This is a genomic window from Hassallia byssoidea VB512170 (assembly GCF_000817785.2).
GTDB classification, from domain to species: Bacteria; Cyanobacteriota; Cyanobacteriia; order Cyanobacteriales; family Nostocaceae; genus Hassallia; species Hassallia carrinoi.
This window is the reverse complement of sequence record NZ_JTCM02000010.1, coordinates 93,863-114,841: the sequence shown is the minus strand read 5'-3', so window position 1 is coordinate 114,841 and position 20,979 is coordinate 93,863. Positions and strand designations below refer to the sequence as shown.

The 20,979-nt window shown below is 42.1% G+C and carries 26 protein-coding genes and 2 pseudogenes; 20 read left to right on the top strand and 8 right to left on the bottom strand.

Going from position 1 to position 20,979, the window contains the following annotated elements:
- Positions 1–126: 126 nt before the first annotated feature.
- From PI95_RS07735 to purE, 3 genes and pseudogenes are all read right to left on the bottom strand, one after another.
- Positions 127–960: pseudogene (locus PI95_RS07735) on the bottom strand (SGNH/GDSL hydrolase family protein); the annotation flags it as partial.
- A gap of 190 nt (positions 961–1,150) precedes the next feature.
- A complete protein-coding gene (locus PI95_RS07730) occupies positions 1,151–2,554 on the bottom strand; it encodes an ammonium transporter (protein WP_039740534.1) in 1,404 nt (467 codons plus the stop codon).
- Positions 2,555–3,548: 994 nt separating this feature from the next.
- Positions 3,549–4,055 carry a 5-(carboxyamino)imidazole ribonucleotide mutase gene (gene purE, locus PI95_RS07725; RefSeq protein WP_039739366.1) on the bottom strand — a complete coding sequence of 169 codons (507 nt, stop codon included), beginning with the start codon at positions 4,053–4,055 and terminating at the stop codon, positions 3,549–3,551.
- Between the two features lie 11 nt (positions 4,056–4,066).
- Between purE and PI95_RS07720 the strand changes: the two genes are divergently transcribed.
- The 9 genes from PI95_RS07720 (at position 4,067) to PI95_RS07680 (ending at position 9,563) form a co-directional block, all read left to right on the top strand.
- Positions 4,067–4,225, top strand: coding sequence for a hypothetical protein (locus tag PI95_RS07720; RefSeq protein ID WP_236116968.1), 159 nt, complete (start codon positions 4,067–4,069; stop codon positions 4,223–4,225).
- Positions 4,225–5,424 (top strand): N-acetylglucosamine-6-phosphate deacetylase, encoded by a 1,200-nt coding sequence (gene nagA, locus PI95_RS07715; RefSeq protein WP_039740532.1) that lies wholly within the window; start codon positions 4,225–4,227, stop codon positions 5,422–5,424. Before PI95_RS07720 ends, nagA begins: the two co-directional genes overlap by 1 nt.
- 80 nt (positions 5,425–5,504) lie before the next feature.
- Positions 5,505–6,191: a magnesium protoporphyrin IX methyltransferase gene (gene bchM / locus PI95_RS07710; RefSeq protein WP_039739364.1), complete on the top strand. Its 687-nt coding sequence runs from the start codon at positions 5,505–5,507 to the stop codon at positions 6,189–6,191.
- 43 nt (positions 6,192–6,234) lie between these two features.
- Complete coding sequence (locus tag PI95_RS07705; protein ID WP_039739362.1) at positions 6,235–6,657, top strand: hypothetical protein; 423 nt, start codon at positions 6,235–6,237, stop codon at positions 6,655–6,657.
- 151 nt (positions 6,658–6,808) lie between these two features.
- Positions 6,809–8,011: an RNA-guided endonuclease InsQ/TnpB family protein gene (locus PI95_RS07700; protein ID WP_039739360.1), complete on the top strand. Its 1,203-nt coding sequence runs from the start codon at positions 6,809–6,811 to the stop codon at positions 8,009–8,011.
- Between the two features lie 6 nt (positions 8,012–8,017).
- The gene (locus tag PI95_RS07695; protein WP_039739357.1) at positions 8,018–8,311 is read left to right on the top strand and encodes a type II toxin-antitoxin system Phd/YefM family antitoxin; all 294 of its coding nucleotides are present in this window, start codon (positions 8,018–8,020) and stop codon (positions 8,309–8,311) included.
- Complete coding sequence (locus tag PI95_RS07690; protein WP_039739354.1) at positions 8,304–8,579, top strand: type II toxin-antitoxin system RelE family toxin; 276 nt, start codon at positions 8,304–8,306, stop codon at positions 8,577–8,579. The genes PI95_RS07695 and PI95_RS07690 overlap by 8 nt, the downstream gene beginning before the upstream one ends.
- A gap of 87 nt (positions 8,580–8,666) precedes the next feature.
- Complete coding sequence (locus PI95_RS07685; protein WP_039739351.1) at positions 8,667–9,152, top strand: hypothetical protein; 486 nt, start codon at positions 8,667–8,669, stop codon at positions 9,150–9,152.
- Positions 9,153–9,182: 30 nt separating this feature from the next.
- Positions 9,183–9,563 carry a DUF423 domain-containing protein gene (locus tag PI95_RS07680; RefSeq protein ID WP_039739347.1) on the top strand — a complete coding sequence of 127 codons (381 nt, stop codon included), beginning with the start codon at positions 9,183–9,185 and terminating at the stop codon, positions 9,561–9,563.
- 145 nt (positions 9,564–9,708) lie between these two features.
- Here the strand turns inward: PI95_RS07680 and PI95_RS07675 are convergent, their stop codons facing one another.
- Together PI95_RS07675 and PI95_RS07670 are read right to left on the bottom strand one after the other, a co-directional pair.
- On the bottom strand, positions 9,709–10,467 hold the full coding sequence (locus PI95_RS07675; protein WP_039739344.1) for a nucleotidyltransferase domain-containing protein: 759 nt from the start codon (positions 10,465–10,467) through the stop codon (positions 9,709–9,711).
- A gap of 68 nt (positions 10,468–10,535) precedes the next feature.
- Complete coding sequence (locus PI95_RS07670) at positions 10,536–10,883, bottom strand: DUF6717 family protein (protein WP_039739341.1); 348 nt, start codon at positions 10,881–10,883, stop codon at positions 10,536–10,538.
- 178 nt (positions 10,884–11,061) lie between these two features.
- Here PI95_RS07670 and egtC point away from each other — a divergent pair, with 178 nt between their 5' ends.
- The 6 genes from egtC to PI95_RS07640 all read left to right on the top strand — a co-directional run bounded on the left by egtC (position 11,062) and on the right by PI95_RS07640 (position 16,460).
- The gene (gene egtC, locus PI95_RS07665; protein WP_039739339.1) at positions 11,062–11,850 is read left to right on the top strand and encodes an ergothioneine biosynthesis protein EgtC; all 789 of its coding nucleotides are present in this window, start codon (positions 11,062–11,064) and stop codon (positions 11,848–11,850) included.
- Complete coding sequence (locus PI95_RS07660) at positions 11,825–13,177, top strand: SUMF1/EgtB/PvdO family nonheme iron enzyme (protein WP_039739337.1); 1,353 nt, start codon at positions 11,825–11,827, stop codon at positions 13,175–13,177. The genes egtC and PI95_RS07660 overlap by 26 nt, the downstream gene beginning before the upstream one ends.
- Before the next feature lie 31 nt (positions 13,178–13,208).
- Entirely contained in the window at positions 13,209–13,373 is a 165-nt protein-coding gene (locus PI95_RS07655; RefSeq protein ID WP_163518701.1) for a hypothetical protein, read from the top strand.
- 147 nt (positions 13,374–13,520) lie between these two features.
- Entirely contained in the window at positions 13,521–14,555 is a 1,035-nt protein-coding gene (gene egtD / locus PI95_RS07650) for an L-histidine N(alpha)-methyltransferase (protein ID WP_039739334.1), read from the top strand.
- Between the two features lie 253 nt (positions 14,556–14,808).
- Positions 14,809–15,030, top strand: a complete 222-nt coding sequence (locus PI95_RS07645) for a hypothetical protein (RefSeq protein WP_039739331.1) — start codon at positions 14,809–14,811, stop codon at positions 15,028–15,030.
- A 389-nt stretch (positions 15,031–15,419) separates the two neighbouring features.
- Positions 15,420–16,460 carry an SMP-30/gluconolactonase/LRE family protein gene (locus PI95_RS07640; protein WP_163518700.1) on the top strand — a complete coding sequence of 347 codons (1,041 nt, stop codon included), beginning with the start codon at positions 15,420–15,422 and terminating at the stop codon, positions 16,458–16,460.
- A gap of 164 nt (positions 16,461–16,624) precedes the next feature.
- Here PI95_RS07640 and PI95_RS07635 read toward each other — a convergent pair whose 3' ends face one another.
- The 3 genes and pseudogenes from PI95_RS07635 to PI95_RS07630 all read right to left on the bottom strand — a co-directional run bounded on the left by PI95_RS07635 (position 16,625) and on the right by PI95_RS07630 (position 18,329).
- Positions 16,625–17,035, bottom strand: a complete 411-nt coding sequence (locus PI95_RS07635; protein WP_039739330.1) for a hypothetical protein — start codon at positions 17,033–17,035, stop codon at positions 16,625–16,627.
- A gap of 272 nt (positions 17,036–17,307) precedes the next feature.
- A pseudogene (locus PI95_RS37650) lies at positions 17,308–17,632 on the bottom strand (IS701 family transposase); the annotation flags it as partial.
- 61 nt (positions 17,633–17,693) lie between these two features.
- On the bottom strand, positions 17,694–18,329 hold the full coding sequence (locus PI95_RS07630) for a 2OG-Fe(II) oxygenase (RefSeq protein WP_039739329.1): 636 nt from the start codon (positions 18,327–18,329) through the stop codon (positions 17,694–17,696).
- A gap of 181 nt (positions 18,330–18,510) precedes the next feature.
- On the opposite strand from PI95_RS07630, the gene PI95_RS37435 reads away from it, so the two are divergent.
- From PI95_RS37435 to PI95_RS07610, 5 genes are all read left to right on the top strand, one after another.
- On the top strand, positions 18,511–18,690 hold the full coding sequence (locus PI95_RS37435; RefSeq protein WP_373695690.1) for a DUF6888 family protein: 180 nt from the start codon (positions 18,511–18,513) through the stop codon (positions 18,688–18,690).
- Positions 18,687–18,902, top strand: coding sequence for a DUF6887 family protein (locus tag PI95_RS07625; protein ID WP_039739327.1), 216 nt, complete (start codon positions 18,687–18,689; stop codon positions 18,900–18,902). Before PI95_RS37435 ends, PI95_RS07625 begins: the two co-directional genes overlap by 4 nt.
- A 105-nt stretch (positions 18,903–19,007) precedes the next feature.
- Positions 19,008–19,352: a DUF952 domain-containing protein gene (locus PI95_RS07620; protein ID WP_039739325.1), complete on the top strand. Its 345-nt coding sequence runs from the start codon at positions 19,008–19,010 to the stop codon at positions 19,350–19,352.
- Positions 19,353–19,392: 40 nt separating this feature from the next.
- The gene (locus PI95_RS07615; RefSeq protein WP_039739323.1) at positions 19,393–19,578 is read left to right on the top strand and encodes a DUF4089 domain-containing protein; all 186 of its coding nucleotides are present in this window, start codon (positions 19,393–19,395) and stop codon (positions 19,576–19,578) included.
- Positions 19,575–20,951, top strand: coding sequence for an AtzE family amidohydrolase (locus PI95_RS07610; protein WP_039739321.1), 1,377 nt, complete (start codon positions 19,575–19,577; stop codon positions 20,949–20,951). The genes PI95_RS07615 and PI95_RS07610 overlap by 4 nt, the downstream gene beginning before the upstream one ends.
- Positions 20,952–20,979 lie beyond the last annotated feature (28 nt).

The window sequence follows — 20,979 nt, the reverse complement described above, 5'->3', positions numbered from 1 at the left end:
AACGGAGGAGACCTCCGCAACGCGCTGGCTCCCCTTGTCCACGCCAGTCGCTACAACGGAGGAGACCTCCGCAACGCGCTGGCTCCCCTTGTCCCCCAAGTCCCCCTTATCCCCCTTATCCCCCTTATCCAGTTCTATTTGAGTGTACATTTGCAACGCAGAACGCCAGACAAGATAGCCTTGGGGACTTAGGTGTAAGCCATCGGTAGAGAATTCGGGACGAAGATTACCTTGCTTGTTGGTAAACAAAGGATGCAAGTTGAGATATTTGACATTTGCTTTTGTGGCTATATCTTGCAGTTGCTGATTCAGCTTGCGAATGCGACTGTTAGGAATAGCCAAGAGTTTCTCTCGTCTTTCCCAAGTTGCTGATTCTCCTCCATGCGGCAAAATCGATTCAACAACAATTTGCGCTTTTGGATGCACCTTTCTCAGGTAACTGATAATTTGTTGCTGATTCTCTAAAATTGTCTCATCGCTTGCACCTCGAATCAGGTCATTAATGCCAATCATCACAAAAATCGTATGAGGCTGGGTGCGGTCAAATAAATTTAATCTTTTTAATAGTCCCTCGCTAGTTTCTCCAGAAATTCCCTGATTTAGCCAATTTCTGTCTTCAGGTAATAACTCTGTAGGAAACCACAATGAGAGAGAATCTCCCGCGAGGATATTTAAATTTTGGGGAGGTTTCTCAGCTTTGGCTTTGGCTTCTTTTTTGAGGACATCTACCCACTGGCGATAATCAAGTTTATGGCGAGGTCCTAGTTCAGGTGTAATTTTGGCAGGTGTGACTTGGGGTTGACTGTTGTGCTTGACTGGTGTCGCAGAATGTGCAGACCAAAAAAAAGCGGTCAAACCCTGCTGTCGTAAAAGTAGCAAGGCGATCGCTAACATCAGTATCCCGTTGGTTACTACGGAGAAAAATGCCCAGGTAGGAAAAATTTTTGCTGGAGTAGACACAAGGCGCGATATTTACTAATTCTTTGAATCAGATTTTAGATGATTTAAATCGAATTAGAGCAATACGAGCGCAGATTTATGAAAATATCGAGCTTCATATCCCCGACTTCGTAAAACTTGTCAGGGATATTGTATGAACACGCTCTTCTAAACGGACTGCTCAAGATATCGTCAGCAGTCAGAAATCGCATTACCTATTAGTAACACTAATGCGCTCTCCGAATTCTTCGTTGTATCCTTCTTCGCCATGTTCGTTGATATCCATGCCTTGCAGTTCGGCTTCTTCTTTGATTCGCAACCCGACTGTGACATCTAGAATCTTCAAAATAATCCAGGTGCCGACAGCAGCAATGATATAGGCAACGACAATGGCGATAATTTGCGTTACCAGTTGACCGGGATTGCCAAACAACAAGCCATTTTTTCCTGCTGAGTTGACTGCGGTGGTGGCAAAGATTCCTGTGAGAATCGCTCCGATTGTCCCACCGACACCATGCACGGGAAAGGTATCTAAAGCATCGTCAATATTGACTTTGTGCTTGAAGCTGACGGCATAAAAGCAAACAAACGAGGTGATACCGCCAATTAATATCGCAGCTAGAGGTGTGACAAATCCGGCGGCTGGGGTGATACCAACTAATCCGGCAACTGCACCTGTGGCTGCACCAACTGCTGTTGGTTTACCGCGCAAGACTTTTTCCAGGATTAGCCACATTAAAGCTGCCGCTGCCGCACCTGTGTTGGTGGCGACAAATGCGGTTGTTGCCAAACCGCCAGAAGCCAAGGCACTACCTGCGTTGAAGCCGAACCAGCCAAACCACAGCAAGCCAGCACCCAACAAGATGAAGGGAACGTTGTGCGGAGGGCTAAGACGGTCGGGATAGGTTTTCCGGGGTCCGAGGTACATGGCGGCGACGAGGGCAGAAACACCGGAACTAATATGCACGACTGTGCCCCCTGCAAAGTCTAGGGCGCCCAATCCACCAGCCAAGCCCAAAAATCCGCCTTTAGCCCATACCATGTGCGCTAGGGGAGAGTAAATAAAGGTAGACCATAGCAGCACAAATAATGAGTAAGCGGTGAAGTTCATCCGCTCGGCGATCGCACCACTAATCAACGCTGGGGTGATAATGGCAAACATGGCTTGATAAATCATGAATGCCTGGTGGGGAATTGTCGGCGCATAGGAAACTATTTCCGCCGGGTTTGTTCCTTTGAGATAATCGGTTGTTTCTAAGCCGACATTGTTTAACCCAAACCACTCTAAGCCACCGATGAACGGATTACCTGGTGCAAAAGCAAGGCTGTAACCCCACAAAATCCAGGTGACTCCAACAATCGCCATCAGCACGAAGCTCATCATCAATGTATTCAGGATATTGCGCGATCGCACAAATCCACCATAGAAAAATGCTAATCCAGGTGTCATCAACAATACGAGTGCTGCACAAATCAGCATAAATGCTGTATCCGCAGATTCTTGAGCATTAGTGATTGCTGCGTTTACATCTGTGGGTGCTGCGAAGGCATTACCCGTCAGTACACCTAGAAGCAATGAGGCGATCGCCCCTATTATCACAACTTTTTTCAACACTTCTTTTTTGTTCATGAGTACCAACAATTTTCTGTTTTTACCTGAATCTGAGTACTTTTTGATACTCATTTTTATCTTGGAAGTTACTCAAATTTCGTTCTTGGGAATCTACCTGAAATATACTCCTTTTTCTAGTTGCAAAATTTTAAATCAATGTGCATTTTAGGAGTTTTTTGCATACTTTTTTTCCAGCAATAGCATTTTCTTTGAAATCAGCAATATTTAACCCGACAATTTTTAAAGTTTATTTGCATTTTCTTGAGATAATGTGAATTTTTGTGTTGATTCCGGTTTACAATCAACTGTTTTTGAAGGAAAGGACAAAGAGCTTATTCCTTAGTTATGAAGCAGTTTATATAAACATTGTTGAAGTTAATAACTAAGCTGCTACCTCTGTATATATTACGGATTTCATAATAAATCATTATTATGTATTTTCTATAACAGTCAAGTCTCCTTCATTGACTCTTTAAAAATTATTCTTTAAAGAGATAATTTTTTCAAGGGTAACTGAGCATAAACAATGAATCGATTTCGGAAGAATTACCTTTTTTAATATCAACACCTGAAATTGTGCAACAATGCACAAACGCCTCTAAACAGAATTCATGAGCATGATTTCTGTAGAAAACTTTTGGTGAATCCACGAATAAAGTAGATTGATTTTCTATTACGCCAATCAGGAATTCTGTAGCCTTAAATACTATTTTTTGGTTTTTGCCTTTACCTCCACGTACCCAAAACCGTAAATAAAGTAACTGTATCCGTTACAGTGTCAGCATTTCCAGACATCGGGATATAAAAGTCAAGATATTATTAAATTTAGCTAAAAAAGTTTAATAAATTTTTACATACAGATAAGAGGTTGGTAAATTTTTTCCGGGACAACAAGTTTACTTGTAATTTTAGTTACCCCTAGTATCAAGATTAAGTATAGATATTAACAAATAATTAAAAATTAAGTAAGTAACCACAACTCACGCATGACAGCTGCTTACATCTGGGACAAATATTGCTGATAGCCTAGTTGTTCTAACTTGGCTTGCTTTGCCATTACCGATTCGCAGAGATTTTGGCGATATTTTTGCACTTTTTCCAACAATTCAGGTTGTTGGGTAGCAAGAATTTGTACTGCCAAAAGACCCGCATTTGTCGCATTACCTATTGCCACGGTTGCAACTGGGATACCCGCAGGCATCTGTAAAATAGAATACAACGAATCAAGTCCTTGTAAGTGACGACTGGGAACGGGAACACCGATAACCGGAAGTGGAGTTAAAGATGCAACCATTCCGGGAAGATGAGCAGCACCGCCAGCACCGGCGATAATCACTTTTATGCCGCGTTGGTGTGCAAGTTGTGCGTATTCAACCATGCGTTCTGGGGTACGATGGGCGCTAACAATGGCAACTTCGGTTTGAATGCCAAATTCTTCACAAATAGCGATCGCACCCTGCATGATGGGTAAATCCGAATCGCTGCCCATAATAATACTGATCATAAGAGTGGGGAGTGGGGAGTGGGGAATGGGGAATGGGTAATGGAGAATGGGGCAGGGGGACAAGGGGGACAAGGGGGACAAGGGGGACAAGGAAGAATTACCCATTACCCATTACCCATTACCAATTACCCATTACCCATTACCAATTACCAATTACCAAACTATCGTGATGAGCAAAGCAACGCCCATAGATATTATCAATGCTAGAGTGCCGGGATACAAAGATTTGCAGATGCTCTTTGTTCGTGAGGGTATAATTGAGCGAATTTTACCAATGACTACAGTTTTCAAGCGCGTTGCACCTCAGGAAGTGGAATTGCTCGATCTTCGTGGTGATTGGGTTTCTTTGGGTGGTGTCGATTTGCAGATTAACGGTGCTTTGGGGTTGGCATTTCCGGAATTAAAAGCGGAAAATTTGGACTTTCTCCAGAAAATCTGTGAATATCTTTGGGATGTGGGGGTAGATGGATTTTTACCGACGCTGGTGACAACTTCGGTGGATAATATTCAGCGATCGCTTGCTGTTTGTGCTGATTTTATTTCTCATCAAAAAGTCGGTTCGCAAATTCTTGGTGTACATCTAGAGGGACCATTTTTAAATTACCAAAAGCGCGGCGCACATCCAGCAGAATATCTGTTACCTTTGACAATTGAACAAGTAAAGCGAGTTTTAGGCGATTATACCCAGATTGTCAAAGTCATTACTCTCGCACCAGAGTTAGATCCTACTGGTGAAGTCATTCCCTACTTACGCTCCAAGGGCATTATCGTTAGTTTAGGACATTCTCAAGCCACCGCATTGCAAGCCGAAGATGCCTTTAAACTGGGTGCAACGATGGTGACTCATGCTTTTAACGCCATGCCATTATTACATCATCGCGAACCGGGATTATTAGGCGCAGCAATTCTTAATCCTGATGTCATGTGTGGTTTTATTGCCGACGGTGAACATGTTTCCCCGATTATGCTACAAATTCTCTTACGCGCCAGTTCTCAAAAAGGACTTTTTTTAGTAAGTGATGCTTTATCGCCTTTGGGACTTGCTGATGGGGTGTATCCTTGGGATACTCGACAAATTGAAGTAAAAAACGGCACTGCAAGATTGCCAGATGGAACTTTATCCGGGACGACTTTACCTTTATTGGTAGGAGTGCAGAATTTGGTAAAGTGGGGTTGTGATGTGGAAACTGCAATAATTCTCGCAACCGAAGCACCAAGAAAGGCGATGCCGAGTACGGCAACCTTGCGGAACGCTTTAACCGGAATCTCCCCAAATCAACCTGCAAACTTATTACGCTGGCATTTCGACGAAACAACCAAACAACTAACCTGGCAGCGATTACCTTTGCGTCTTAGCGACTTTGCGTGAGAAAAAATCCATATTTTCTGCCTTCTTAGAAGTTCCCATCAATGATAACTTTAACTTTTGGGAACCCTTAAAAATTCAACATGAACGCAACCGACGATAAAACAATTGTTAAAAATTATTTCAATTCCACAGGCTTCGACCGCTGGAGACGTATTTATGGTGATGGCGAAGTCAACAAAGTTCAGCTAGACATCCGCAACGGACATCAGCAAACCGTCGATACAGTCCTTAGCTGGTTAAAAGCCGATCGCAATTTAGCAGAAATATCAATCTGCGATGCTGGATGTGGTGTGGGTAGTCTTAGCATCCCCCTAGCGGCAGATAATGCGAAAGTTTATGCCAGCGATATTTCTGACAAAATGGTGCAGGAAGCCAAGGATAGAGCTTTAGAAACCTTAGGACAAGCAGAAAATCCCACTTTCGCCGTCCAAGATTTAGAAGCGTTGAGTGGTAGTTATCATACCGTCATTTGCCTGGATGTTCTCATCCACTATCCCCAAGAAAAAGCAGACGAGATGATTTCTCATCTATCTTCTTTAGCACAGTCGCGGGTAATTCTCAGCTTTGCGCCGAAAACCTTCGCTCTGAGTATACTGAAAAAAATCGGCAGTTTTTTCCCAGGACCGAGTAAAGCAACTCGCGCTTATTTGCATCGTGAAGCTGATGTGGTGAAAATATTGGAAAAAAACGGTTTTAGCGTGGAAAGACAGTCAATGACTCGGACTCGCTTTTACTTTTCGCGAATACTGGAAGCTACACGTAAGTGAGGTTAAGATCGCGGCAATATAGCTTTTATATTTTGCCGCAATTATGAAATTCCTCACCAAAATAACTGCTGGGTTCTTGCTTTCCTTCGGATTTATATGTTTGATGATGAGTGCTTGTGCCTTATCGCAGTTAGCAGATAAAGACCAGACTACCATAGAACAGCAAGAGGCGACAGATACTTTTTTTGCAGGAATAGCCTTCGGTCTGCCATTAGCAGCAGGGGGAGGATACATGCTTTGGGGATTGCGTAGAAGACATCAAAAATTGTTACGCGATCGCCTAGATTCTACTTTTTATCAAATGCTCAAAGCCGATAATGGTAGAATTACCGTCTTGCAGTTAGCGATGGAGACACAGCTATCTGGGGAACAAGCTAAACAATATCTAGATCAAAAAGCTAAAGAGTTCAACGCTACTTTTGAACCTAGTGATAAAGGCAACATTAGTTATCTGTTTCATCTTTAACCTGAATGTCGCGGAATTCCCCATCCGTCGAGGGCGTGGGGATGGATAGCGACCAACAAACAAACCAAGGAGTGCGAAGCGTGCCCGATAGCAAGCGACATTATTTCTTTGGAGCGTGATATACTGTTATCAGTAATAAATAATTCCGATAATGTATAGAGCCTACAAGTTTAGATTGTATCCAACTCCAGAGCAGCAAGTAGCCTTAGCAAAAAGCTTCGGTTGCTGTCGTTGGTTTTGGAACCACTCTCTCAACTTGTGCCAGGAGACATACAAGTCTACTGGAAAGGGCTTATCAAGAGGTGCTATTCAGGGGCTGCTACCAGCTCTCAAGAAAGAATATCCTTGGCTAACTGACGCTTATTCTCAATGCCTGCAATATGTAGCACTAAATCTATCGACTGCTTACAAAAACTTCTTTGAGAAACGAGCAGGTTTTCCAAAATTCAAATCTAAGCATGGCAGGCAATCGATTAGTTATCCAGCTAATGTAAAACTAGATGGTGACTATCTCAAACTACCTGGGAAAGTAGGAAGTATTTATTGTCGGCAAGATAGAGAAGTGGCTGGAAAATTTGTAACTACCACTATTTCTCAGAATACTGATGGTAAATATTATGTCGCTATCATAGTTGATGACGGCAAAGCTATCCCAGAAGCATCTACTGATGGTAAAGCAGTTGGAATTGACTTGGGTCTAACTCATTTTTGCATAACCAGTAATGGCAGTAAGTTTGATAATCCTAGACATACAAAAAGACATGCTAAGAATCTCAAAAAGAAGCAACAGAGTTTAGCTCGTAAGCAAAAAGGTAGTCTTGCTAGAGCTAAGGCTAAAAGGCTAGTAGCTAAAGTTCACTCTAGGGTTTCACGAGTACGAGAAGATTTTCTGCACAAGCTATCCCGCAAGATAGTTAACGAAAACCAAGTAATTGCTGTAGAAAATCTTTGTGTAAAAGGCATGGTACGCAGCCACAATTTTGCCTTAGCTATTAGTGATTGTGGTTGGGGGCAGTTCTGCACTATGCTCAAGTACAAAGCTGAATGGGAAGGAAAAACCTATACAGAAATTGACAGGTTCTTTCCTTCTTCCAAACTGTGCAGTGTGTGCCTCAATAAGGTTGATAGTTTGCCATTAGATATCAGGGCTTGGACTTGTGATAAGTGCCAAACCCACCACGATAGAGATATCAATGCTGCTATCAATATTAGAAATGAGGCTTTGCGGATATTGGACTTAGGAACTAGGTCTACAGCCAATGGAGGGAATGTAAGTCAACCTGGTAAAACTTCGGTTTTGCTAGATGCAGTTCCCATTGAAGTTGGAAACCCCATCCGCCTTGCGGTGGGGTAGTTCATCATGACAAAAGTCGAAGCAACTCAGGCACAAGAAAAGTTTTCAGAACTTCTCGCTCTTGTGGAAGAAGGACAGGAACGTATTGTCATTGAATCAGAAGGACAGGTTGTTGCAGCAGTTATCAGCTATGCGGACTTAAAGCGCTTGGAAGCATTGGAAGATGCAATAGATGTGGCAGATTTTCGACGTGCAGTAACTGAAAGTAACGCTGAGTCTTATTCAGTAGAAGAAGTGATTGCTGACTACAACAAACTTCATAACACTGATTTTACAGTAGAAAATATTTTAAATGACTGAATCCAGTCCGCTTGCTTTACGTATTACCAAATCTGCTCGTAAAGATTTAATAGATTTGCTTTTCAAATTTTTTAAGCAGGTGATGACTAAAATTTTGCTGCTACCAGAAGATCCTAGACCTCAAGATTATAAGCAACTCAAAGGATATTCAGGTGTTTATCGAGTCGATAGTGGTGAGTATCGCATTCAAAACACAATTTCAGAGGATACAATCGAAGTTTTTCGAGTAGGCAAGCGCAACGATGACGAGGTGTATGAAAATCTCTAACGTCATACGGTAGTACAAAGACTTAGTGGAAGCTTTTGGCAAGTGAGGCTAGAATCACAAACAAAGCTCATTCTTTGAAGTGGAACTATGAAGACAGCTGGAAAATTAGCTTCTGGATGGCTGCTTACACTGGGATTTATGTTTATGACGCTATCAGTTTCAGCAGCACTTAACAAAATCTCCATGCAGAATGCATCTCGGCGATTACCCGTAGATTGGGATGAAGAATTTGTGGATACAAATGCTACCTATCCTGATGATAATACTATTGTAGGCGGTTTAGTTTTTGGCGTTCCTACTTTAATACTGGGGGGATGGCTAGCATTTGGATTGTACCGTGACACTCAGCAAGAGAAAAAAATGATTAATCAACAGGTGAGCGATCGCTTGCAATCTCTTTTTTATCAAATGCTGACTGAAAACAATGGACGTGTCACCGTTTTAAGCTTTGCAATGCAGTCACAGCTACCAGCTGCCGTCGCTAGAGAATATTTAGATGAAAAAGCGCAAGAATTTCATGCTAACTTTAAAGTAAGCGAAGATGGGGCAATCTCTTATCATTTTGATGTCTAAACCCTAAGAGAGCGAAAATGGGATAACTCCATGACGCAAATTTTTTTGAGTATAGGTGCTATTTTCGGCGGTTTGTCGGTTGCGGGTGGTGCGTTTGCTTCCCATGCATTGCGGGAGAAAATTAGCGAGCGATCGCTGGAAATATTTGAAACCGCTGCCCGTTATCAAATGTACCACGCTCTGGCATTATTGTTAGTAGCACTACTATTGAGCATCTACCAACAATCTCCGCCACCGACTTTATTAGCAAGTGGGTGGCTGTTCATCATTGGGATTGCTTTGTTCTCAGGTAGCTTGTATGCTCTCTCGTTAACAAATGTAAAAATATTGGGAGCGATCGCACCACTCGGAGGTGCTGCTTTTATTGCCGGTTGGGGTGCTTTGGCTTTTGCCGCTTGGAGTTTAAAGTAAAGTTAGGAGTTAAGAATGAGGAGTTAGGAGTTAAGAATGAGGAGTTAGGAGTTAAAAGTGAGGGGTTAGGAATTAAGAACTGATAATTCTTAACTCTTAATTCCTAACTCCTAACTCTTAACTTATCACTCATAACTCCTAACTCCTAACTATCATAACTCCTAACTCTCAAACGTATGAGTAAATCATCCAAAGCTGCTTTACCCGAAGGTGCTTCAGGTAGTGTACTTGCTTGAGATGCAACTTCCAATTGCTCTCGCAAGCGATTATATTCTTGTTGATAAAAAGAAAAATCAGCATCTGGCAAAACTGATTTTTCTACATTTGTCAGCTTCGCTGCGATTAAATCAGGAATGTAAGATAAATTGAAAACCTCATTAAGCTTAACTAAATTTGCTTCTACAATTCCAGTTTGCATCAAATAAATACCAGTCAACAGCACTCGATAAACATAAAGCAACGGTTTAACTCGACGCGGTTGTTCTTTCTCAAACAATTTCCATTGCGTTGCGGCAAAACCAAAATAATGGTAGCAGTGGTAACGAGTCACGCAACCGTTAGCAATAATCTTTAATTCCTCATATTCTGGCGTACTTTTCAATATTAAAGGTGAATATAATTGCTCTAGCACATAACCATTCTTTTTCAGTAGCAATAAAAATAATTTTTTCACATCATGAGTAACCAAATCAATCTCTAAAGATTCGTTGATTTGCGATAATTCAATAGTTTCCTCTCCAGTATTTAGTCCGACAACTTCGCGCACTGGTAAAATGTGGACACCGCGCAAATCATAATCAGAATCGGGTGAGGGAAAACCATATAAATGGGAACCGCTAATAGTAGCGAATAACAGCGGGTAAGGCTGTTGATAAATAATTGTGTTTAAATCGGGAATATTCATATTTAGTTCTTATTTGTAGTCAGCGCTGAAGCGCTGAACCGCTGACGTGCGAAACTCATAAAATTTACTTAAGAAATACTTTCTGCTTTACAATATATCTTCTTGGGCGCTTCAATAAAGTATTTAAACAATGCCGGACATAGCCATCCTTGCATATTTGTTTGAGTCCAACAATACCAATGTCCATTATATTCTTCTTTTAACCAAATTAATTCTGCTTGATAACCTGGGAAAGGATTTGCAGAAAATAAAAGTTTAAAACCTTCATCAACATTGGGAATGTCTTGCACCAAAATGTCAATCATTTCCGGTACACCACTGACAAAGGGTTCGTGAACTAATCCGACTCGTTCATCGTCAAACACCCATGTCGAATTATGTCGATAGGGGAAAATCACCATCATTGAGTTCGTCATACCTCACCATTACAGACAATAATTAATTTCCAAAAATGTTAACTTATGCAAAGGGTTAGTAAGTAATTTTAGGAGAGCGATCGCATAGCACAAAAAAATCAAATTCGCATAGCACAAATAAATCAAATATTCCTTTAACTCTCAATTCCCTAGCTCAATTAAAGCAAATACTTCAATTATGTGTCGATTACTTGGCTACCTTGGTTCACCAGTTTCTTTAGACCATCTATTATACAAACCAGAACACTCGCTGATAGTCCAGAGTTACCAACCCCGCGAAATGATTTCAGGGGTAGTCAACGCTGATGGCTTTGGTGTTGGCTGGTATCATCCGGAAAAAGATACCGAACCTTTCACCTACAAAAATACACTGCCGATTTGGAATGATATTAATTTACCAAATCTGTGCCGTTACGTTGAGTCTAAATGTGTAGTGGCTTACGATCGCAGTGCTACACCAGGTCAAGCAATGGATTTTGCTAATTGTCAACCGTTCAACTATCAAAATTTACTATTCATTCACAATGGCAGAATAGAGAATTTCCGCAAAACATTATACAGAAAAATTCGCAGCATTTTATCTGATGAATTTTACGAACTAATCAATGGAAGCACTGATTCTGAGCATATTTTTGCGTTACTGCTTTCTCTGTGGCAAGAAAATCAACATCTAACTTTAGAATCTGCTTTACGCAAGACATTATTAACGCTTTGCGATTTAGCCCAACGTCATGAAGTAGATGTTTCCGCAAATGTGATAATTAGCGATGGACATCGATTAATTGCTTCACGCTTTGCTGCAAATTCACCTGCTCCGTCTCTTTACTGGTTGCGGGACGATCCCATTTTCCCTAACTCGGTAATTATTGCATCTGAACCGCTATTCGCTAGTAATTGGACTGCTTTCCCGGAAAATAGCATTATGACTGTGGAAGAAGACTGTGATATCCAAATTGAGAAAATCTAATTTACAACAAGCAATTTCGCTCGCTTTCTATCAATGTCGCGCTAACACTGTGGCTTTGTTCCTTGATATGGACGATGCCACATTTCGCTGTCAGGTTCATCCCGATTTTAGCCCTGTAGGGTGGCACTTGGGACATATTGCCTACACCGAGTCTTTATGGCTACTAGAACGCAGTGCAGGTAATGCTTGTTTATTTCCGCAATACCGCAAATTTTTTGCAGCTGATGGTTTACCCAAATCACAACGAGTCCAATTACCAAACCTGGAAGAAATTTATTATTACTTAGACACAGTTAGAAAAAAAGTCCTAGATTACCTAGAAGTAGCTGATTTGAATCAGCAAGAACGTCTTTTGCGCTTTTTACTTCAACACGAAAGCCAACACTGCGAAACGATCGCCTTTTTGTTGGAATTAGCCAAGAGGAATGAGAGACAGGGGGGACAAGGGGACAAGGAGACAAGGGGACAAGGGGGACTCCTTGGAGACAAGGAGACAAGGAGACAAGGAGACAAGGAGAATAATTCTTCTTTCCCCCCCTCCCCCCCTCTCCCCCTCTCCCCCTCTCCTCCTCCGATCAAAATCCCAGCGGGTGAATTTGAGATGGGTAGCAACTCGATTGATGCTCTTGATAACGAGCGCCCAGCACATCAGGTATATTTAAACACTTATTATATTGAGCGCTACCCTGTGACTTGCGGGCAGTATCGCGTATTTATGGAAGCGGGAGGCTATCAAAATCCGCGTTGGTGGTCGAAGGCTGGCTGGGAATGGTTGCAAATAGAGCAGGTAGGGGAACCGCTTTATTGGCACGATGTTTTATCTGCGGATAATCACCCAGTTTGTGGTGTTAGTTGGTACGAAGCAGACGCATATTGCCGATTTGTCGGTAAGAGATTACCCACAGAAGCCGAGTGGGAAAAAGCAGTTAGTTGGGATGCAGACATGAATCGTCGCCGCATCTATCCTTGGGGTGATGAAGAACCGACATCGCAACATTGTAATTGCGTTGATCTAACATCTCCACAGAAGAATCGCTTAATTATCAACACAACCCCAGTAGATGCTTACCCAAATGGACAAAGTGCCTATGGTTTGTATGATACTTTGGGTAACGTTTGGGAATGGACTGCATCCTGGTTTGATGGCTACGATAATTTCGAGATGTATCCTTATATAGGTTACTCGCAAGTTTATTTTGACCAACAACACCGAGTTTTAAAAGGTGGTAGTTGGGCAACTAGTCCTTTCGCACTGCGTTCTAGTTTTCGCAACTGGTATCATCCCGGTGTGCGTCAGATTTTTGCGGGGTTTCGATGCGTCCTTTAGGGAGTGGGGAGTAGGGAGTTGGGAGTAGGGAGTGGGGAGTAGGGGGACAGGGGGGCAGGGGGACAAGGAGGAATTATTAATACCCTATGCCCTATGCCCTATGACGGCAGGTGCTTTATGCCGGGGAACCCGTCCACCGCACTGCCTCCCCAATGCCCATTGCCCATTCCCCAATGCCCAATCCTGGCAAATTTAATGTAAAAGCCGCAAAACATAGCCTTCATGCTTGTGTAATCTAGCTCAAGCGTGATTTACTTTGATGTCGCTTCGTGTTTCACTAGCTTTGGTTGGAGGTTTGCACAAAAGACAATGCAACTCATCACACCAAGTCATCGGAGGTTTAATGTCAATATCTAAAGCGATCGCAAGTCAGGTTACTTCCCAAAATACTATTGAAAAACGCTTAGAAATACAGCGTTTGCTAGAACCAACTTTGGTTGTTTCCTCTAGTGCTGGGAGTGATGTAGTTAAGGGGTTAACTCAAACACCCAAATCCCTACCCCCTCGTTACTTCTACGACGATCGCGGATCTGAGTTATTTGAGCAAATCTGCGAGTTACCAGAATATTACGTTACGCGAACAGAAACGGCAATCTTACAAAAGTGTGCTAAGGAAATTGCCAAAATTACAGGGGATTGCGAACTGGTGGAACTTGGCAGCGGTAGCTCAACCAAAACCCGTATTATCTTAGATGCATACAAGCAGTTAGGCTATCCTTTGCGTTATCTGCCGATTGACGTGAGTGCAGGTATGTTAGAAACTAGTGCCAAGCAGCTATTAACAGATTATCCCTCATTGCAAGTTCACGCGATCGCCGGAACTTATGAGATGGCACTAGCGCAACTTTTACCGAAGCAATTACCCAGCAGAATGATTTGTTTTATCGGTAGCACCTTGGGTAATCTCAATCCTCAAGAGTGTGATGTGTTTTTATCGGAAATTAAAGACGCTTTGCAAGTGGGAGAGTATTTTTTATTGGGGGTAGACTTGCAAAAACCGAAACACATCTTAGAAGCAGCTTATGATGATAGCCAAGGTGTAACGGCAGCGTTTAACCTGAATATGTTGGATCATTTAAATCGACGGTTTGAAGGGAATTTTGACACAACGCAGTTTGAACATTTAGCGTTTTATAATGAAACTGAAAATCAGATTGAGATGCATTTGAAAAGTATGCAGAAGCAAACTGTGGAATTACGCGCTCTCAATCTCAATGTTCATTTTCAGCAAAATGAAACAATCCTCACGGAAATTTCCCGTAAATTCGACATCAATATTATTAAGCAGCAACTTGCCGCAAAAGGTTTGATACCGCTTGATGTGTGGAAAGATGCAAATCAGTGGTTTGGTTTGTTACTTTGCCAATTGCAAGCATAGATAATAGCTGAGGACAGTAGAGACGTTATATGTAACGTCTCTTTGTAATAGCATGAAATTAAGTGCAAATTTCATGCATAATAACTTCTATGCTAAACATTAGTCGAGATATCCATTCATATCATGTCCGTTTGATTACTTACTAAACCCAAAGAACCCCACCCCGCCAAAGCTAGGCTTTGTCTCCCCTCCCCGCTTGCGGGGAGGGGATTAAGGGGAGGGGTGCTTCTGTGTTAGTGACAAAAATCGCGATTTGGATAATGAATATCGCGATTTGGATAATGAATATCGCGATTTGGATAATGAATATCGCGATTTGGATAATGAATATCGCGATTTGGATAATGAATATCGCGATTTCGATTATGAATATCGCGATTTCGATTATGAATATCGCGATTTCGATTATGAATATCGCGATTTGGATAATGAATATCGCGATTTCGATTATGAATATCGCGATTTGGATAACTAATTTCGGTAATTGAAAATAATCTATTGATTCAGCAGGACTGAATTCTGACTTCTGACTTCTTCTTCAAGGTTACACTGAATCAAGGTTTGAACCATCATGTGGCGGCTGGTGATACCTTCGCTACTTTCCCGGCTACACAGTTTTAGTGAATAACAGGTGAAGTTAACGATAAATTTTATTAAAGATTGTGTAAAGAATCGCAAGGGAGTGTTGCTATTTAAAGACTAGAGATATGAGTATGGTTGTGGTTTTGTAAGTAGTTATTAACAGCTTAACAACTAGAACTTGCTTGTTAATAAGAGGATAATAAACCTATATCAACATTGCAAATTATGAAAAAGCTTTGTTCATTTGTTCTAGCAGCACTTTTGATTGGTGGTTCGACAAAATTGACACAAGCATCCGCCAACAACAAAAAATGGCATACCAATCGGGTTGGCATTGAGCATAAGGAAGATTTGTCGCCGATTGACACTAAGGCTCCCACCATTCCTGGCAGAATTGTCGGCTATGATTCCCGTATTAACAGTATTGTTCCCGCTGATGCCAAATTAGAAAAATTGGCGGATGGATTTCTCTGGGTGGAAGGTCCGGTCTGGAATCGAAAAGAGAAATATCTGCTGTTTTCGGATGTGAAAGCCAATAAAATCTACAAATGGGAACCGGGGAAAGGGATCTCGACTTATTTGAGTCCCAGTGGATATACGGGGGACACTCCCTTTAACGGAATAGAACCCGGTTCTAATGGGTTAATCTTTGATAGCCAGGGCAGACTGGTGATGTGTCAGCATGGCAATCGTCGCGTCGCTCGGTTAGAGAACAGAGAGAACAACACCCAAATTGCTCTGGCAGATCGGTATGACAACAAACGGTTGAACAGTCCCAATGACCTGGTTTACAAATCTAATGGTGACCTGTACTTCACCGATCCTCCCTATGGTTTGCCAACTCAAAGACATGATGACCCAGAGAAGGAACTCCCGTTCAGTGGCGTTTACCGCCTATCGCCCGATGGCAAATTAACGCTATTGACTGATGAGATTCGTTCTCCCAATGGCATTGCATTTTCTCCAGATGAAAAGATTCTCTATATCTCCGATTCAACCACCAAACAATCGAGATGGCTGGCATACGATGTAGCACCGGACGGCACACTTCAAAATGGTCGCACGTTTGCGGATGGCTGGACATGGGAACGCAACCGCCAGGGTAATCCCGATGGGATCAAGGTTGATCGGGCAGGTAATATGTACGCTGCTGCACCCGAGGCAGTTTTCATCTTTGCTCCCGATGGGACGCTTCTAGGGAGTATTGAAACGGGTGTACGAACAAGCAATGTAGCCTGGGGAGAAGATGGTAACAGCCTCTTTATTACAGCCAACACAGCCATCTATCGCATTCGCTTGACTGCCACAGGCGACGGATATTAACGGAATGGTACTAGTTACAGCAGATTGCAACAAGGTTCGGTACAGATTATTGTAAGGGCACAACATTGTTGTGCCCCTACCTGTGTACCTCATTTACCTGAAAAACGCTGTATTTTCGCCGTGCCGTACTAGGGGTGTGTAGGTCACTACCAATCTTTGTGCGCTTATAGATTGAACCTTCCACTGACAACTGTTTCAAAATATTTAACAATGCTCGGTAGTAGTGTTGGGTCAAAGCTAAACCCAAACTCTAAAATATGTTCACACCTTAACACCACTTCCCATCGGGATATTCGCCCAAACAAAGCCATATGCCCAAGACTGTCTATTGAACAAATCTTCAGCCAAACCTGAAGGGGCATTGATGAAAGTTCTACTTTACCCTGCCTTTGATTTTCCAATTTTTGCAACTGTTCATAGAAACTTTTTAAGCTTAAATCATCGACATACATCGAACCTTGACCTGTAAATCCGAATGATTGTACTTTAATCTCAAAAGACACTCCAGTGTCATATTGTGGGTTTCCTGGTGCTGCAATCATTTCAAGAAAATTATCACCTTCACGAATTAACATTGCTACGCCTTTACCTTCTGTACTAATTACTCTATTCTTCTGCTTAAAAGTCGGTGAAACTAATAAATGCGTCGTTAGAGAAATATTTATTCAGCGACTCGTTATAATGTTGTAAGTGCCGAGGGCTGAGTCAGCAAGAATTATATGGGCTACTTTTTTTTAATCAAAGAAATTGATGCTGGGGGATAATCAGACAGAAGAAACCTTTTGTCTCAGGACTTACGCAACTGGCACAGCGATCGCCTACGGAACTCTTGCCGAGTAGCCAAAAACTAAACAAGAAACATGGGAATATCTGGACGTTTTAGTTGTTGAATTAAATAATTTGACAACAATCCATGCTTTATTTGATAAATTGTTTGACAACTTCTATAAGCTAAATTTTTCAGCCTAAGCCAGACTCAAATAGCGCAGGCAATATGGTTTCTTTGAATCCGACCTTTGCGACACTGGCATGATTCAATCCCGGTCAATTGTTTTAATTCAAGGGTGTAACTCCTCAACCTTCCAACGCACCTTACACACTTTTTGTACAACGGACGTTGAGTCTTGAGATAAATCGTTGGCAGCGACAAAATCCGTTCTGTCGGTAGAGACAGCATTTATTCTCCCACGATTCTGGTCTATTTATTTCTGCCGAACTGTACTAGACATGATATTAATGCTTCACTTTCGCTGTTCGCTTTTTACTTTGTCGATTCTCAGCTTGACTTGCTCTTGATTCAAGCTTAAATTCTGGAATGTCGTACAGTTGATCGTCTTCGAGGTTGTATTGTTCGCAAACTAAACTCAAGCGATCGCTCTCACTATTAACACAGTTGACAGAATGCGTCAAATCTCCTTGGAAAAATAGCAAAGTGTTTGATTTCGGAAGAATTTGCCCAATTTGACGTTTGTGCGATCGCAACACGAGTTCTCCTCCCGCTATATCCGCAGGTACGACGACATATAAAACACTAACGACTGCCGGCGGTTCGATAGTTTTACAATAAGAACGCAAAGAGCGATCGATGTGCGGATCTACACGAGAGCCTGATTTTAACAAGAGGGGATTGAGGTAAAAAGCATTACACTCAGGTTGCAGTGCTAAGTCTAAGTAAGATTTGAAGTAGGGAAAGCGTTGCTCAACTGTTGTAAGATGCGATCGCCTAAAAACTACGGAAAATCCTTTTGTCCCCACAAAGTCACGATTGAGGTTGTTGACTGTAAAATAAGGACACCCGAAAATTTGTCCTTGCAATTCACTCAGGTATTGTTGAGAAAAAGCGTTTTGCCGTTGGTGATAGTAAGTCAAGGTATCGGGAAGCTAAAGAATAAAGGCGATCGCTTTAATTTTAAGCGGAAAATCGACTAAAATATCTTCAACTCCAGAAACTTATCAAAGACTTTCAAGAATTAATAGGTTTGTAGTAGTTAGCATTCCGCGCATACCAAAAGCGAGTATATTTATGTCAGTCTGAGTATATCAGGGGAGAATCACTATTCCTACTTCGGCACAACTATTGACTTGCTTTATCTTAAGTTACTGGGCAACAAAAATGTATTTGCCTGTTTATATCATTCGTATAGATGAACGAACTGGTGAAGTATTTTTCCTGGCTGGAGAAGAGACAGCAATCTTGATAAATCGTAATGGACTTTGGAGGCTATTATGACAAAGCCAAATTTTCAGGTAATGACTAAAAAACAGCTACTTGCTTATATGCTTGAACATCGAGAAGATAATGAAGCATTTTATGCATACATGGACAAAGTAAATGCTGAACCGGCTTCGGAGTTTTATCCAGCACCACAATCAATTGAGGATCTAAAACATTTTCCTCAATTGTTAGAAAAATTCCGTCAAGAGCGAGAAAAAGAAGCATAATTAATAGCTACTTTTTTCATGCTAAAAGAATACTTAAGTTTGTTTGACGAACCGCTGCTTTAAAAGTGCGGTTCGTCTTTTTCAAAAATCAGATAAAATTGCTATATGACAATTATTTTGCACATCACGCGACGCGAAGAATGGGAAAAAGCGAAACTTGCAGGATTTTATCGCGGTGATACTCTGGATTCGGAGGGTTTTATTCACTGTTCGACACCTACGCAAGTTATCAAGGTGGCAAATTTCCGTTTTAGAAGTCAAGGGGATTTGGTACTTCTTTGCATTGATTCGCAGAAGGTTGAACCGGAAATTCGTTATGAGGGGGTGGAGGATTTGTTTCCTCACGTTTATGGTGCTTTGAATGTTGATGCTGTGTTGGGGGTGGTTGAGTTTGTGTGTGGGGAGGATGGGTTTTTTGAGTTGCCGCGTCATGGTGTAGATTTAGTATAACGAACCGCCAAGACGCCAAGGACGCCAAGAAGGAGGAGGGATGGAGAGGGAGTTTGATGTGGGTGAGTATGTGGATTTGATGGGGTTGTTGGTGGATTTGCGGTTGAGGGATGAGTATCGGGTGGTGGTGGTGGCAAATTTTGAGAGAATTATGGCGATCGCTCAAATCGTCAATTCGTTTGAGTTACCGGATGATGTTGAAGCTGCACCAATTTTTGAACCATGAATGATGCTTTATCGATAGCAGCTGCTGTGCGTGATGGTAAAGTTAGTGCGGTGGATGTTACTGAAGCTGCTTTAAAACGAATTGCGGCGCGGGATAATGAGTTAAATTGTTTTACGAGTGTGACTGCTGAATCTGCAATGCATTCTGCTGCACGCATAGATGGGGAAATAGCGCAAGGTAATTATCCTGGTTTGTTTGCCGGGGTTCCGTTTGCGGTGAAAAATCTTTTTGATGTTGCTGGTTTAACAACTTTGGCAGGATCGAAAATTAATGCGGAAAATCCGCCGGCTATTCAAGATGCAACAGCGGTTGCAAGGTTGAAGCAAGCGGGTGCGGTTCTTGTTGGTGTTTTGAATATGGATGAGTACGCTTATGGTTTTGTGACGGAAAATTCTCATTATGGTGCTACTCGCAATCCTCATGATTTAAGTCGGGTAGCTGGTGGTTCTTCTGGTGGATCTGCTGCTGCGGTTGCTGCGGGGTTGGTTCCGCTGACGCTGGGTTCTGATACTAATGGTTCTATTCGCGTTCCGGCGGCTTTTTGTGGTATTTTTGGTTTGAAGCCGACTTATGGTAGGTTGTCTCGCGCTGGTGTAGCTTTATTTTCTAGCAGTTTTGACCATATTGGACCTTTTGCTACTTCGGTGCGCGATATTGCAACGGTGTTTGATGTGCTTCAAGGTGAAGACGATCGCGATCCGATTTGCACAAAGCGTCCCTGTGTAGAAACGCGCAATTTCATACAAAATATTGATAATTTGCGAATTGCGATCGCTGATGATTATTTTCTCAAAGGAGCAAATCCAGAAGCGTTAGCAGCAGTTGAAAAAGTTGCTCGTGCTTTGGATGTCAGAGATTATATCACAATACCAGAAGCACATCGCGCTCGTGCAGCGGCGTTTGTAATTACCGCGAGTGAAGGTGCAAATCTGCATTTAGAAAAATTGCGATCGCGTCCCCAAGATTTCGATCCTGCAACACGCGATCGCTTTCTTGCAGGTGCTTTAATTCCTAGTAGTTGGTACATCCAAGCGCAACGCTTTAGAAAATGGTATCGCGATCGCGTCCGCGAAATCTTTCTGCATGTAGATGTAATTATCGCTCCAACTACTCCCTGTCCAGCACCATTAATCGGTCAACAAACGATGATTTTGGATGGTGAAGAAATTCTTGTCCGTCCCCATTTAGGATTATACACGCAACCATTATCTTTCATCGGCTTACCCGTTTTATCAGTACCAATTCAACAGCAAAATAACTTACCATTAGGAGTGCAATTAATAGCCGCACCCTACAACGAAGCTTTAATTTTACAAGTTGCATCTGTGTTAGAAGCAAAGGGTATTGTCGGTGCAAAAATAGTTGATTTTTAAACGCACCAGTTAGCGGAGGTTAACGCAA